Origin of the sequence: Paenibacillus sp. Lou8.1, from assembly GCF_024213565.1 — a bacterium.
GTDB lineage: Bacteria > Bacillota > Bacilli > Paenibacillales > Paenibacillaceae > Paenibacillus > Paenibacillus polymyxa_B.
In genome coordinates this window covers 13660-27715 of the sequence record NZ_JANAVN010000009.1, presented here as the reverse complement: position 1 = coordinate 27715, position 14056 = coordinate 13660, and the positions used below count along the sequence as shown (strand labels likewise).

The 14056-nt window shown below is 48.7% G+C and carries 13 protein-coding genes, 1 pseudogene and 1 riboswitch; of the genes and pseudogenes, 6 read left to right on the top strand and 8 right to left on the bottom strand.

Translation table 11 applies throughout. The features are described 5' to 3' along the window. Positions 1-208: 208 nt before the first annotated feature. The 4 genes from NLX78_RS14055 to NLX78_RS14040 all read left to right on the top strand — a co-directional run bounded on the left by NLX78_RS14055 (position 209) and on the right by NLX78_RS14040 (position 3236). On the top strand, positions 209-967 hold the full coding sequence (locus tag NLX78_RS14055) for an amino acid ABC transporter ATP-binding protein (RefSeq protein ID WP_165178777.1): 759 nt from the start codon (positions 209-211) through the stop codon (positions 965-967). A gap of 42 nt (positions 968-1009) precedes the next feature. After that, complete coding sequence (locus tag NLX78_RS14050; RefSeq protein ID WP_061831943.1) at positions 1010-1840, top strand: transporter substrate-binding domain-containing protein; 831 nt, start codon at positions 1010-1012, stop codon at positions 1838-1840. Positions 1841-1911: 71 nt separating this feature from the next. Then, on the top strand, positions 1912-2571 hold the full coding sequence (locus NLX78_RS14045) for an amino acid ABC transporter permease (protein ID WP_023986681.1): 660 nt from the start codon (positions 1912-1914) through the stop codon (positions 2569-2571). Positions 2572-2585: 14 nt separating this feature from the next. Beyond that, positions 2586-3236, top strand: a complete 651-nt coding sequence (locus NLX78_RS14040) for an amino acid ABC transporter permease (RefSeq protein WP_039270255.1) — start codon at positions 2586-2588, stop codon at positions 3234-3236. A gap of 27 nt (positions 3237-3263) precedes the next feature. On the opposite strand, the gene NLX78_RS14035 is transcribed toward NLX78_RS14040, so the two are convergent. The 8 genes and pseudogenes from NLX78_RS14035 to NLX78_RS14000 form a co-directional block, all read right to left on the bottom strand. Beyond that, positions 3264-4016: a LysR family transcriptional regulator substrate-binding protein gene (locus tag NLX78_RS14035; protein WP_254350724.1), complete on the bottom strand. Its 753-nt coding sequence runs from the start codon at positions 4014-4016 to the stop codon at positions 3264-3266. A 6-nt stretch (positions 4017-4022) separates the two neighbouring features. After that, positions 4023-4121 (bottom strand): annotated as a pseudogene (locus NLX78_RS26905) (LysR family transcriptional regulator); the annotation flags it as partial. 143 nt (positions 4122-4264) lie between these two features. Further along, positions 4265-6085 carry an oligopeptide ABC transporter substrate-binding protein gene (opp4A, locus tag NLX78_RS14025; protein ID WP_061831944.1) on the bottom strand — a complete coding sequence of 607 codons (1821 nt, stop codon included), beginning with the start codon at positions 6083-6085 and terminating at the stop codon, positions 4265-4267. A gap of 42 nt (positions 6086-6127) precedes the next feature. Continuing rightward, the gene (locus NLX78_RS14020) at positions 6128-7036 is read right to left on the bottom strand and encodes an ABC transporter permease (RefSeq protein WP_013308435.1); all 909 of its coding nucleotides are present in this window, start codon (positions 7034-7036) and stop codon (positions 6128-6130) included. Positions 7037-7064: 28 nt separating this feature from the next. Further along, the gene (gene opp4B / locus NLX78_RS14015; RefSeq protein ID WP_254350723.1) at positions 7065-8033 is read right to left on the bottom strand and encodes an oligopeptide ABC transporter permease; all 969 of its coding nucleotides are present in this window, start codon (positions 8031-8033) and stop codon (positions 7065-7067) included. A gap of 14 nt (positions 8034-8047) precedes the next feature. Further along, on the bottom strand, positions 8048-8974 hold the full coding sequence (locus tag NLX78_RS14010; RefSeq protein ID WP_250267258.1) for an ABC transporter ATP-binding protein: 927 nt from the start codon (positions 8972-8974) through the stop codon (positions 8048-8050). Then, entirely contained in the window at positions 8952-9983 is a 1032-nt protein-coding gene (locus tag NLX78_RS14005) for an ABC transporter ATP-binding protein (protein WP_254350722.1), read from the bottom strand. The genes NLX78_RS14010 and NLX78_RS14005 overlap by 23 nt, the downstream gene beginning before the upstream one ends. A gap of 325 nt (positions 9984-10308) precedes the next feature. Next, a complete protein-coding gene (locus tag NLX78_RS14000) occupies positions 10309-11907 on the bottom strand; it encodes a DUF6359 domain-containing protein (protein ID WP_254350721.1) in 1599 nt (532 codons plus the stop codon). Between the two features lie 215 nt (positions 11908-12122). Then, positions 12123-12238, top strand: a riboswitch (glycine riboswitch). A gap of 211 nt (positions 12239-12449) precedes the next feature. Here NLX78_RS14000 and sdaAB point away from each other — a divergent pair. Together sdaAB and sdaAA are read left to right on the top strand one after the other, a co-directional pair. Then, on the top strand, positions 12450-13139 hold the full coding sequence (gene sdaAB, locus NLX78_RS13995; RefSeq protein ID WP_254350720.1) for an L-serine ammonia-lyase, iron-sulfur-dependent subunit beta: 690 nt from the start codon (positions 12450-12452) through the stop codon (positions 13137-13139). After that, positions 13129-14028, top strand: a complete 900-nt coding sequence (gene sdaAA, locus NLX78_RS13990) for an L-serine ammonia-lyase, iron-sulfur-dependent, subunit alpha (RefSeq protein ID WP_071639258.1) — start codon at positions 13129-13131, stop codon at positions 14026-14028. The genes sdaAB and sdaAA overlap by 11 nt, the downstream gene beginning before the upstream one ends. Positions 14029-14056: the final 28 nt, after the last annotated feature.

The following is a 14056-nucleotide window of genomic DNA, read 5'->3' as shown; positions in this document are numbered from 1 at the left end:
CCACGTCAAATTAAATAACATTAAATTGTGAATATTCATTTGATTTTATCATATAAATAGCAGTTAACAAGCAAAAGGACATACCAAAATATAATACACGTAAAGTTTTATGACATAAAATCTTGTTTTTTATTGTAAGCTTATAGTATCATGAGAGAAATTTTGAAATTCTAATAGAGCTTGATCATGTCAATCCGTCTACTAAGCTATGTATCCAAGCCTAAAAGGGGTGAGCTCTCTGATCCAGTTTCGCAATGTCAACAAGCATTATGGTCACTTCCATGTACTCAAAGACATCAATCTTCAAATTAAGGAGGGCGAGGTCGTCGTAATCATCGGTCCCTCCGGCTCGGGTAAAAGCACCCTGCTTCGCTGCATCAATCGTCTGGAAACGATATCGGATGGGGAGCTGATCGTTAACGAGGTTCCTGTACATGACAAAAAGATTGATATTAATGCCTTCCGCCGCAACATCGGGATGGTGTTCCAACATTTCAATCTGTATCCACACAAAAAGGTGATTGAAAACATTGTACTGGCACCTATGAAGGTACTGGGCATCTCGAAAGAAGAAGCTACTCAAACAGCCATCACCTATCTAAAGCGCGTCGGAATCGAAGAAAAGGCACAGAGCTACCCCGCCCAATTGTCCGGTGGACAGCAGCAGCGGGTCGCGATCGCCCGTGGGCTCGCGATGAATCCAAAAATTATGTTGTTCGACGAGCCTACTTCAGCACTTGATCCCGAAACGATCGGAGAGGTACTGGATGTTATGCGCTCGCTCGCCCATCAGGGCATCACAATGGTCATTGTCACTCATGAAATGGGCTTTGCACGTGAAGTGGCGGACCGCGTGATTTTTATGGATAAAGGACAGATTTTGGAAGACAGCCAACCTGCCGAATTTTTCCAGAATCCGGGTGAAGAACGGGCTCGCCTGTTCCTGAGCCGTCTGATTCATCATTAAACAGACTACCAATGTAGCGTAAATCGAAAGGGGAATGTTCTGATGAGAAAAAGATTTCAATGGAGTACTTTGGTGCTGGTAGCTTTATCTTGTCTGCTCGTCTTGGCAGGCTGTGGAGGCAAAGAAGGAGCGGCAACGTCGGGGAATGAGCCGGCAGCAGCCAACGGGCTGGAAGCGATCAAACAGCGTGGCAAACTGGTCGTTGGTGTGAAATACGATACCAAGCTGTTCGGACTGAAAGACCCGGCTAGCGGAAAAGTAGAAGGCTTTGATATCGACATCGCTAAGGCTGTAGCCAAACATATTTTTGGCGATGAAACCAAACTTGAACTAAAAGAGGTCACGTCCAAAACACGAATCACCTTATTGCAAAACGGGGACATTGACGCCATTATCGCGACGATGACCATTTCGGATGAACGTAAAAAACAGGTTGATTTCAGCGACGTCTATTTTAACGCCGGGCAATCTCTGCTCGTGAAAAAGGGGAGCCCCATCACCGGGCTGGAATCTCTGACCCCAAAAACCAAGGTGCTCGCCGTGAAAGGCTCTACTTCCGCCAAAAATATCCGTGAAAAAGCTCCTGAAGCAACGATATTGGAATTCGAAAACTATCAGGATGCTTTCAACGCCCTCAAAGCAGGTAAAGGAGAAGCGTTAACTACCGATAACTCTATTCTGCTCGGCATGCAGAAGCAAGATCCGAATTATATTCTTGTAGGCGGGAACTTCACAGAGGAACCTTACGGCATTGCAGTGAAGAAGGGACAGCCTGAACTGCTGCAAGCCATTAATGATACGATCAAGGAACTGAAAAGCAACGGTGAATACGATAAGCTCCACGAGCAATGGCTTGGGGTTAAACCCGAATAGTATTCTTGTGAAGGAGCCGCGATTGCGAGCTCCTTCCTTTCTTAGGTCTGGATAAGGAGGTACATTCGCAGATGCTTACTTTTGATATCAACGTACTTTTTGATCATAGCGACCGTTTCAGAGAAGGCTTGCTTCATACCGTTCAAGCTAGTGTCATTGCCTTGATCGGAAGCTTTATTCTAGGGGCTATTATTGCCATCCTCCGAATTGCGCCTTTTAAATGGCTGAACTGGATCGGTACCGTCTATGTAGAGGTCATCCGCAATATCCCATTGCTGATCGTCGTACTGTTTTTTTATCTCGGGCTTCCCACTTTGGGCATCCCTTTGGACGGATTCGTATCTGGAACGCTTGGATTGACCGTATACACGGCCTCCTTTATTGCTGAAGCCATACGTGCCGGCATTCAATCTGTGCCCAAGGGGCAATTTGAAGCGGCAAGGTCCTCCGGGTTGAGTTACAACCAGACGATGATCAGCATTATTTTACCGCAAGCCATCAAAATTGTACTGCCTGCAATCGGCAACCAATTCATTAATCTGGTCAAAAACTCTTCCGTGCTGGCTATTGTGGCCGGACTGGACCTAATGTATTACTCGGACCTCATTAACTCGGATACCTTCCTGCCCATCACAGTCTACGCCATCACGGCGCTGTTGTATCTTATCTTGACGGTTCCGCTTAGCTTTCTTGTACTATATATGGAACGGCGTCTGTCCAAAACATCCTAAGGAGGGAAGCCCGTATGGATTTCGGTGGATTATTTGTGTGGCCTAATGTGCGTTTTATACTGGAGGGCTTCCTGCTCACGCTGGAGGTTGCTATTTACTCTATCGTGTTCAGCTTCGTTCTCGGTATCTTATTCGGCATCCTGCGCTATACCCGCTTACCTGTCATTTCACAGGTTGCAGCCTTTATCATTGATCTCATTCGCAATCTTCCATTATTGCTCATTATTTTTTTCATCGGTATGGTTTTACCATCCATCGGATTGTCGATTTCCCTCAAGTGGGCAGCCATTACAGGCCTGTCGATCTTCGAGGGAGCCATGATCGCCGAGATTGTGCGCAGCGGTCTGAATTCGGTCCATAAAGGACAGGTGGAAGCCGCACGTTCCTCCGGTCTAAGCTACTCTCAAACCTTATGGCATATCATTCTGCCCCAAGCGCTTCGTCGCATGGTGCCCCCGATTGTCAGCCAGTTCATTTCCCTATTCAAGGATACCTCACTGGCTGTCATTATCAGTTTGCCGGAGCTGACGCATAACATTCAGATTGTCGGTGGGCAAAATCAATCCTTTGTCATTCCAGCCCTGCTGTTCGCAGCTTTCCTGTACTTTGCTGTCAATTACAGTATGTCACTGATTGCACGCAGGCTGGAAGTTCGTACACATTAAAGCTCGTGATACTCATCAGCGTTGCCACTAGTTGGAACGCACTGCTAATACAGCTTGTATCTTTTCAATTAATCGCTTCAATGCTTCTCCCTGATAACGGCCAGACCGATAAATCAACTCTAGCTGACCCTGGAGCACGCCGCACAAAATAGGTACAGTGCAAAATTGTGAGCGATCCAATTCTGCTGCAAGGGACTCCGTCTGTAGGGTTACGGCAAGTCCCTCCTGCACCCAGCGCAGGATTGAAGGTATGGAATTTGTCTCCAAGACGGTTGCAAAGGGATACCCGCGATCCCGGAAGCACTTCTCAATCAGCTTCCTGCCGGGATGACACTCTGGCTGCATCGCCCAGGATACATGCCTCAATTCGTCCAGCGTAATGGAAGAACGGTTGGAAAACACATGCTCTACCGGAACAACAAGACAGTAGTTCTCCGTACGAAGAGGAAGCTGGACAAGCCTTTCATCCATACCCGAATGCAGTGTAATGCCAACATCCATTCGGTTATCCAGCAGCTGTTCTGTTACATCAAATGATGGGATGTGCAGGCTGACTCTAGGAAATGACTGATGAAAATGGATAAGCATTTCATGCAATGACTCCTCCAGCTCCGGTAATGCAATACCAATCCGCAAACTCCCGCGTTGCTCGGTGCGCAACTCCTCAATGGAAGCCTTTGCTTGCTGCAAATCCTTGAGCGCATGTGCACTGTGTTGCAGCAACAACTTCCCGGCATCTGTCATTTTAATCTTCTTACCTGCACGATCAAAAAGCGTCATGCCCAATTCCTCCTCCAGTGCCTTGATTTGCAAGCTGAGCGTGGGTTGGGAGATTCCGATCTTTTCCGAAGCTTTCGTAAAATGTAGTTCCTCGCATACAGCAATGAAGTATTGAAGCTGACGTATTTCCGTCTTCCTTCTCTCCCTTCGAGAATCCCCAGAATGATTGATATTAAGAGGTCAAAAGAAGCGCAAAATCGGATCCATCCGGTTCGCGCTTCATCTTCAGGTTATTGCGCTTTTTTAGATTATTGGGCTACTTCGGCTTTTTCCGCAGTCAACGTAATATTCGCAAACGTGTCTGCATCATACTCCTTGCCACGGGTAATATCGTAATTGGCTACCCGATTATTCACTGCCTCTAACGAGTAACGGAATAACGTCGGTACGATGGGTGCCTCCTCGCTCATATACGCCTGCCACTGATTGTATATATCTTTACGATAATTGTCGTCAAAGGCTTTAACAGACACCCCTTCCTGCAACAGCTTATCATTCTCTTCACTGGTAAAGCGCGAGTAGTTAAAGCTGGCTCCGCGTCCATACAGCCCACTAGGGTTTACATCTGTACCTGTACTCCATGCGCCGCCAAAAATATCAATGCCGGGGTCATCCTTTTGCACACGGTCATAGAAAGAATTGAACTCAAGCAGACGACCGTCCACCAGTTCGACATGAAGCCCGACATCCTTCCAATTTTGCAAATAAAACTTCGCCAGCGATTCGGCTGTCGCATCCCCGCTCATTGCTGCATAATGGAGTACCAGTTCCTTGCCCTTAGGGTCCTCACGGTATCCATCTCCATTGGTATCCACATAGCCTGCCTCGTCCAGCAGCTTTTTCGCCTTGTCCGGGTCATACGTGATGCCCTTTGCATTCATATCATGATATCCCTTAAAGGCAGGCGGAATCAGGGATGTTGCTGGAATCCGAAGTCCATGATAGAGCTGCTTGCCGACCTGCTCATTATTCAGCGCATAGCCGAGGGCCTGACGCAATGACTTGTTCGCCAGCTTGGCGTTCGGGTCCATGATATTTAGATTCTTGGCCTGATCGAATTTGCCCATCTTAAAGCCCACATAGCTATAAGATAATTCCTCCTGACCGAGAAACTGTACATTTTTCGGATTACTGGCCTCATTGTAACGGGTGGTTGGATAGCTGGCCCAGTCGACTTCTCCACTTTTCAGCGCCTCGGTAATGACATTCGGGTTCACCACCTTCAGATGAAGGCCATCTAACTTGGGCTCACCGTGGAAATAATCTTCATTTTTGACGAATTCCACAGATTCACCTGTGACCATAGATTTAATTTTGAACGGCCCATAGCCAATCGGATTTTTACGGACAGGATCAGATCCGGCCATATCTTTCACGGGAATATTCTGAAATACCTTTTTCTCCAGTGGTGTAGACCAAAGCCCCGATTTCACCGAAGGATTAGGTTCCTTGAAGTGAATGGTAACCTCTTTCTCATTCAGCACCTTGATGCCAGAAATGGTTTTGGCCTTACCCGCGTGATAATCCTCCATGCCCACAATGTTGGTCATAAAGCTATCATAACGCGGACCTTCATAGTCTTTATGACCAATCACTTCATAGGAAAAAGCATAGTCCTCTGCCGTTACGGGATTACCATCCGTCCAGTTCAGCTTGGGATCAATTTTGACAGTCACCGCCTTATTGTCTGGGGAAAAGGAAATTGTCGCCGCTCCTTTATCGTCAATATTTAGATTGGAGTCAATCGAAAACATAGAAGGGTAGAAAAACTGGAAGACTTCAAAATCAGGATTGCCTTCATAAAATACAGGATTCAGAATACCTTCAAAAGGGGTATCAGACACGAGTGCATAATTGATGATGCCACCCTTAATCGGCGCCTTATCGTTCTTGACCGCCTTCGCCAGCGCTGTCGCATTCACCTGCTTGCTGTCGGACCCTGAGCCGCCTGTACCGTCAGACGATTTCCCTCCATTTGAAGCGGAAGGCGAACCGCTGCATGCGGCCAGTGAAAATACCAAAATTGCAGATAGAACAGGCAGAATTCCTTTTTTCCAGTGTTTAACCATTGTAAATCCCTCCTTGTCATTGTCCTTATCCTTGAACTTCAGTTAACCCAATCGTTGTCTGGCATCCGTGGCGCGTTTGAGCGCCTGGCCAATAAAGTTAATCGCCAGCATTAGCACCAAAATAAGCAGTGAGGCTGGCAACCACATCCACCAGCTATTCTGCAAAACATCCGGGTCATTGGCATAACTCACCAGTGTACCCAAGCTTGGCGTAGATTCCGGTAAGCCAAAGCCGAGATAAGAAAGCCCGGTCTCAATCCCGATATTCCCCGCGAGGCTGAGGGTCAGATTGACGATCACGACCGAGCTAAGATTGGGCAGCACGCCAAACCAAATGATTTTCCAATTGGGTGTGCCAAGGGTTTTGGAAGCCTGCACATAATCCAGTTCGCGCTCCGACAACACCTTGGCCCGGATAAGACGTGCTTTCCCAATCCATAAAAAGGCAGTCATAATGAAAATAAAGGACCCTATGCCGCTTTTGGGTACAATGCTGACAAATACGATAACCAGCATCAAAAACGGAAGCACCAGAATAAAATCAATGATTCGCATGATGATGTTATCGACCAGCCCCCCATAAAAACCAGCCAACAAACCTAACGTTAAGCCAATAGCGGCGGATAACAATGTAATCGTAAAGCCGATGGTGAAGGAATTGCGGGCTCCAATGACCAGCTGACCGAAAATATCCCTGCCCGCTCGATCTGTCCCCAGCCAATGCACTGAGCCTGGAGCTTCACGGATCGCGCCCAAATCGACTGTCGTGACTACATCCTGATTTACAAACAGGACAGAGGCATATATAAAGATCAAGAACAGAATTACAAAGCCAATGGAAACCAAGGACATTTTGTCACGCACCAGCTCACGACGCAGCACAGACCAACTGGATGGTGATTTACGAATGATTTCCGGCGTGAAGACCTCCTCCACCTGTATAGACACCATAATCCCTCCCTTTCTCTAGACTTGTTCGCTATTCAATTCGAATGCGGGGATCGACTTTGCTTAGGATGACATCAGATAAAAGAGTTCCTAATAGCGCCAAGAAGCCAGAGATCATGACCAGCGCGTTCACGACTGAAAAATCCCGTTGAGTGATGGACTGGAGAAATAATTGGCCCAACCCCGGATAACCGAAAATAGATTCAAGAAAAATATTGCCTGCAATTACTCCCGTCAGGTCATAGCCCAAAAAGGCAGCAATCGGCAATAGAGAGTTTTTGAAAATATGGCGGGAATAAATTTTACCTTCGGGCACCCCTTTGGAACGCGCTGTTTTCACAAAATCCTTCAGTCTTGTGTCAATGACCTCATTGCGCAAATACTGAATCGTAGCCGTTGTACTGAGCATTGCGCCTGTAACCGCAGGTAAAATGAGATGATACGACTTGTTCACGTAATATGCCCATGTTCCCGGCTCCACGCCTACATCCACACTGCCGCTGGTTGGAAACCAGCCGAGCCTGAATCCGAATACGTACAGCAACAACAACGCGAGTATAAATAGAGGTGTCGCAAAGCTGAGATAGGTATAGCCCACTACGGTTTTATCCAGCAAACTATGCTGATAACGACCGCTGAGTACGCCGAGCGGAATGGCGATCAGATACGTCAGAACCAGAATTACTACGCCCAGAAAGAACGTGTTCCCCAGACGGCTGCCAATCAGATCGGTAACGCTAATTTTATGTACATAAGATTTGCCCAGATCCCCGTGAGCCAGCTGGACGAGCCAGTTCCCATACTGCACCCACACCGGATCATTCAGTCCCAGTTTTTGTCGCTGTTCTTCCAGTGCGGCCGGATTCAGATTGGGTGTCGAGGTAATAAGTCCTGTCAGGGCATCCCCCGGCATAGCCTTAGCTAGGAAAAATATAAGCACGCTCAGTGCAAAAAGTTGAGGGATCATAACCAGCAGCCGACGCAGTGTAAATTTCCACATATTCTGTACCCCCCTTATGGTAGCGCGACTTGATGGGATGGACTTACTGATTTTAGTGCAAACGGCTTTCCACTCGCGTCTAGATGTTGGGGTAGCTCTGTTTTGTAGGAGGATAAAAGCATTCGCCTTTTTTGGGCATTTTCCAGTCGTTTTGTAGGATCAATATTGGGAATGGTTGCAATGAGGCGCTGGGTATACAGATGCTGTGGACGCTCATAAATGTCTTGCTCGCTCCCCTGCTCCACTAAACGACCCCGATACATAATACCGATTTGGTCACACATATGGCGGATAATACCTAGGTCATGACTAATGAACAAATACGTTAAATTAAACTCCCGCTGCACATCCTTCATAAAATTAAGCACTTGTGCCTGCACGGAAACGTCCAGCGCCGACACCGGCTCATCTGCAATGATCAGCTTGGGGTTTAATGTAAGCGCACGCGCGATCCCGATCCGCTGCCGCTGCCCCCCGGAAAATTCATGCGGATATTTGTAGGCTGCATCGGCGTTCAAGCCGACCTTTTCCAGCAACGTCTGTACTTTCCTTCGTTCTTCCTCACTGCTCAGCCTTTCAAAATTTCGCAGCGGTTCAGCAATGACATCCAATACGCGCTTACGCGGGTTGAGCGAAGAGTATGGGTCCTGAAAAATCATCTGAATATCTCTACGCAGTGGATGGCGATTGTTACGGCTCAGAGCTGTAAGGTCCTTTCCTTTAAACAGAATCCGTCCGCTCGTCAGCTTATTTAGACCGATGATCGTCCTGCCTGTCGTCGTTTTTCCACAGCCGGATTCTCCCACCAGCCCGTATGTCTGGCCTGCCTCAATGCTGATCGACACGCCATCCACTGCTTTCACCTGATCGATAACACGCTGGAAGAAACCACCGCGCACCGGATAGTGGACCCTTAGATCATTTAACTCTAGTAGTGCCATGAGCAACCTCCCCCTTTGCCTCGTCTTCAAAATGAAAATGCTGATAACATGTACAACGGACCCAATGTCCAGGGGAAATTTCATTTAGTTGGGGATGGTCTTCATGCACTCTCTCCTGAATCCAAGGAATACGCGGAGCAAAGCGGCAACTATTGCGGGGGATATCTTGTAATGAGGGAACAATGCCGCCGATGACATGCAGTGATTCCCCCTTGGTATGCGATCCCGGCATAGAAGCAAGCAAAGAACGCGTATACGGATGCTGTGGATGCCTGAATAATTCAAAAACATCAGCGCTCTCCACGATTTCTCCGGCATACATGACCACCACGCGGTCGGCTACTTCTGCCACAACACCAAGATCGTGCGTAATCAGGATAATTCCGCTCTCAGTCTCCTGTTGAAGCTGTTTGAGCAAGTCGAGAATTTGCGATTGGATCGTTACATCGAGCGCAGTAGTTGGTTCATCTGCAATAATAAGAGAAGGTCGGCAAGCTATGGCAATCGCGATCATCACACGCTGCCGCATCCCTCCTGACAGTTCATGCGGATACTGATCATACACACGCACAGGATTCGGTATATCTACACTTTCCAGCAGCTCCAGCACACGTTCCCTTTTTTGCTTCGTAGATAGTGACGTATGATAATCAAGATTTTCCTCAATCTGCTTGCCAATGCTCATCAACGGGTTGAGTGCTGTCAGCGGGTCCTGAAAAATCATACCAATGCCCGCTCCGCGGATTTTATTCATTTGCCCTGAAGAAAGACGGTTCAGGTCCGTGCCTTTAAAAAGGACCTCTCCCTCTACACGTGTGCGTTCCATGTCATGCAGTTGCGGGATAGAAAGCGCCAGCGCGCTTTTGCCACAGCCAGATTCTCCGACTACAGCCAGCACTTCATTGGGGTTGACCGTCAGATCCAAATGGTCGACTGCGGGGTGATATTGATCCTTGATGCGAAAAGAGACGGATAATCCTTTAATTTCCAACACGGGTTCGGTATTCAATGCGCGCTTCCTCCATTCTCCATGGTCTTGTCCCGCTTATTCTCACCATGTTTGATGTTTAAAACCTCTCATGAACATTACATACCGTTTTTGTCGGAATAATTTGAATACATCCTATCACCAGTATATGGATATATCAATTAAGATTATGCTATCAACATCATTTAAAAAATCAATGATCCAGCAGTAGCGCGGCCTTTCTGGCACAAAATGTAATGAAATAACCAACCACAGGTTAATTTTCATCACAAAAAAAGTCGTTTGATCCCTCTACAGGGATCAAACGACTAACTAATGCCAGCTCACATTGAGCTTCTGGCGATAATTATGAAGCCGCTCCATAGGAGCCAGACTTGAACGTTCTAGGATCATACCATTTGTAGCCTGCTGCCGGCGCAGACCAAGGCTCAGCCTGTGGTTCGGTAGAAGCCGCAGGCTCCTCGAATGGCAGAAGCTTCGTTGGTTGATCCAGAGTCAAACCTGCCACATCAGACAATTTCGTGTAGTCCTGCTTCCATGCAAGCCATTGGACCGTTTGTACCAGGAAGGTGGAATCATCCACTTCCTCGAAACCATCATATGTCTTCTTCGACTGTCCGTTTTCCTCACGCACATATTTCGGTGTAGCATCTTCTACAGGGGAAGAATCACCGATGAACGCTGCCTTGCCTTGACCTACCTTGGAGATAGCGGCATAAGGCCCTTCTGCACGGCCCCCACCGTTATAAACTCCCTGGTCTACAGCATTCCCCCATTTGTTCGTGCCTGAAGGGATATAAGCAATGCCTTTAGCCTTGGTAGGATCAATAATAGCCAGCGTAGATCCTGCATGCATTGCAATCGAGCGCACACCCTTGGTAATACCGAAAGATTGATCTGCGGCTACAATGTCAGTAGCATTCACGTCACCAAGCGCATTATAACGGAAACGAACACCAAAGTTGGTCGCCAGCCAATCGGAGCTTGTTAATCCTTGCATCGCCGGTGATGCTGCTTCTTCTGCAGTCATGCCTTTGGCCGGATTAGTATAGGCTCCACGACGGTAGCCATTCATAACTTCGGAGGAATCCCAACGGTTTTTGTTACGGTCCGCATTATAATGATCGGAGATGAAGAAGACGCTCCCCCCGTTATTCACGTATTGCAGCAGAGCAGCCTGCTCGGATGCCTTAAAGGCAACATTCGCTTCACCAATAATGAACACATCATATTGGCGCAGCTTGTCATATGTTATGGCCTGCTCTCCATAAGTAAAAGGAATGGGGCGATTCAATTGGTCTACCGTAAAGCCTACATTACGCAGTCCATTGGCAAAGTCGGAGAAGGCGCCTTCAATGACCCAATCTGCTGCACCAGCGGTCTGTGCGTGCGTATTATCGAACAGCACCTTTTTGCCTTTTCCATCCGGCAATGTAGTACCGGGTTGACCCGGGTTGCCAGGTTCGCCAGGTTCACCTGGTTCCCCCGGCTCGCTTCCGCTCACCAGTTCAACAGCGCTTGGGCTTTTCACTCCACCAAAATTATTGTAGGCGCCGAGTGTACCCGTCACACGAATTTTGCTGCCGATCAGCTCAGGATGGCCTGACAGCCCAAATTGCCCTCTGTACGCTGAAGTCAGCTGTACATCCAATAGATTAGACGTATTACGTTCATTTGCCTGATCAGCAATCAGTACGTTAAAATCATTCGCGAACGGAGAAGAAAAGTTAGCCGTTTTCGATCCGGTAGCATGTCCGACGATGTAGCCTTCCACCGTCACCGTACCTCCACTGCTTTGGCCTTGAAGTGCTTCGGCTACTGTCAATACTCCCTCTGCCTTGACCTGACCGAATGGAACGAAGATCCCGATCAGCAGTGATACGATTGCTGCTAGATGCAGCATCCCTTTTAAGCGTGAACCTGTGAACCGCAAGCCTTTTACCATACGTCAATATCCCTCCTATGTTTTCTATAAATGTACTTGTCCTTTATCAGATTAGCCGCCAATCTTCTAATTCCTTCCTGATTTCATCCATAATTATGTAAATTTTAATCTTTTTTATTGGAAACGCACCTGTTTATGTAAAAATTGAACCCTGTGATTGACACCGAGCACGGCATACATTACCCTAAGGAAGACATGTAGAACGGTATACGCGAATGAAGATGACGGGAGAGTCTGTCCAGGGAGCCTACACTCTGGCGGCACCGAAGGAGCAAGACGCCAGCACCCGGCTGGCGGATAATCTCTCAGGTCCATGTATCGTCATCTGACGCAACTCTGGAGAGAGCGCAAGCCACCCAAGGGGTAAGGCGGTAAGAACACCGCACGAAACTCTCAGGTAACGAGGACAGAGATAAGGGAAACTTCCTTATCCTGTCCTTTTTTGTGCTCACATTGCGCGTCAGCATTAGGAACCGTCATAAACGCGCAAAGACGCGGAAATACCATATAGTATGGTATTAGAACATACAGGGGGCCACACCATGCGTTTCAAAGATGTATTTTCCATTATCGGCCCGGCCATGACCGGACCTTCCAGTTCACACACCGCAGGCGCGGTGCGACTCGCACGCGTTGCCCGGCACTGGCTCGGAGCGCAGCCTGACCGTGCCCGCATGACATTATACGGCTCCTTTGCCGATACGTATAAAGGACACGGTACAGATCTGGCGCTCATCGCAGGACTGCTTAATTACGATACGGACGATCACCGGATTCCCGATGCCGAGCAATGGGCCGAACAAGCCGGGATGGCCGTGGAATTCGCCGTCAGCGGACTCCCCGCCCCTCATCCGAACACTGTCCGTTTCGAGCTGTGGAAGGGCGAGGATCAGCGCACACTGTTGGGCTCCTCCATCGGCGGCGGCAGCATCCATGTCCAGCAACTGAATGAATTCCGGGTCAATCTGACCGGGGAGCTGCCTACGCTGGTGCTTCTCCACTCGGATAAGCCCGGTACATTGGGCGCGATAACTTCAGCGCTGGGCGAGGCTCACATTAACATTGCCTATATGCACGTAGATCGCAAGGGCCGGGATGGTGAAGCACTCACCGCCATTGAAACGGACAGTTCTGCTCCAGCTGAACTAATTGCGGAACTGCGTTCTTTACCTCATATGTATGAAATTAAGATGATTAATTTGAAAAAAGGAGCTGAATCCGATGCGGTTTAGCCATCTGCATGAGATCAGCGCTTTATGCGCTGAAGAATCCACCACGATTGGCCGCTTGATGATTCAAGAGCAGGTACAAGAAACGAATACAACGGAGGAAGAAATCTTTCGCCAAATGTCTGATTATTATGAAGTCATGAAGGAAGCCGTTCATCGCGGTCAGACACAAGACACCGTATCCCGCAGTGGATTGACGGGCGGTGACGGCAAGCGCCTAGCCGAGTATCTGCGGGCAGGGGAAACCTGCTCCGGTGATGCCTCCGCGCTCGCCATGGCTTATGCCCTCTCCGTGTCGGAGGTTAATGCATCCATGGGTCGCATTGTCGCCACGCCTACCGCAGGCTCATGTGGGGTTATCCCTGGTGTATTCATCAGTGCGCAGGAACGGTTCGGCTGGGATGATGAGCATATGGTGAACGGCCTATTCGCCGCTGGAGCCATTGGCTACGTGATCGCCAACAACTCCTTCATTTCTGGCGCGGAGGGAGGCTGTCAGGCTGAGATTGGCTCAGCTATCGGGATGGCCGCTGGCGCTATGGTCGAGCTGCGCGGTGGTACGCCTGAACAGGCTGTTCACGCCGTGGGTCTCGCCCTTAAGAACACGCTCGGCCTGATTTGCGACCCCGTCGCCGGACTCGTGGAGATCCCGTGCATCGTGCGCAACGGGCTGGGAGCCGTGACTGCACTTGCCGCAGCAGATATGGCTTTGGCGGGTGTGCGCAGCGCTATTCCGTCTGACGAAGTCATTGACGTGATGCTTGAAGTCGGCAGTGCGATGCCGTCGAAGCACCGCGAGACCGCCAAAGGCGGGTTGGCCCAGACGCCGACTGGCAAGCGTTTGACCGAATCACTTACACGCAACACACCAACCAAGAAGGATAAGTCATAAATTATAAGCGGTAGCCTCCTTAAAATAA

Bases quoted from the DNA above. Each gene is read 5' to 3' on its own strand.
- NLX78_RS14020 (WP_013308435.1), bottom strand. From the start codon at position 7,036: ATGGTGTCTATACAGGTGGAGGAGGTCTTCACGCCGGAAATCATTCGT.
- NLX78_RS14010 (WP_250267258.1), bottom strand. From the start codon at position 8,974: ATGGCACTACTAGAGTTAAATGATCTAAGGGTCCACTATCCGGTGCGC.
- sdaAB (WP_254350720.1), top strand. From the start codon at position 12,450: ATGCGTTTCAAAGATGTATTTTCCATTATCGGCCCGGCCATGACCGGA.
- NLX78_RS14050 (WP_061831943.1), top strand. From the start codon at position 1,010: ATGAGAAAAAGATTTCAATGGAGTACTTTGGTGCTGGTAGCTTTATCT.
- opp4B (WP_254350723.1), bottom strand. From the start codon at position 8,033: ATGTGGAAATTTACACTGCGTCGGCTGCTGGTTATGATCCCTCAACTT.
- NLX78_RS14035 (WP_254350724.1), bottom strand. From the start codon at position 4,016: ATGACGCTTTTTGATCGTGCAGGTAAGAAGATTAAAATGACAGATGCC.
- NLX78_RS14000 (WP_254350721.1), bottom strand. From the start codon at position 11,907: ATGGTAAAAGGCTTGCGGTTCACAGGTTCACGCTTAAAAGGGATGCTG.
- NLX78_RS14040 (WP_039270255.1), top strand. From the start codon at position 2,586: ATGGATTTCGGTGGATTATTTGTGTGGCCTAATGTGCGTTTTATACTG.
- opp4A (WP_061831944.1), bottom strand. From the start codon at position 6,085: ATGGTTAAACACTGGAAAAAAGGAATTCTGCCTGTTCTATCTGCAATT.
- sdaAA (WP_071639258.1), top strand. From the start codon at position 13,129: ATGCGGTTTAGCCATCTGCATGAGATCAGCGCTTTATGCGCTGAAGAA.
- NLX78_RS14045 (WP_023986681.1), top strand. From the start codon at position 1,912: ATGCTTACTTTTGATATCAACGTACTTTTTGATCATAGCGACCGTTTC.
- NLX78_RS14055 (WP_165178777.1), top strand. From the start codon at position 209: ATGTATCCAAGCCTAAAAGGGGTGAGCTCTCTGATCCAGTTTCGCAAT.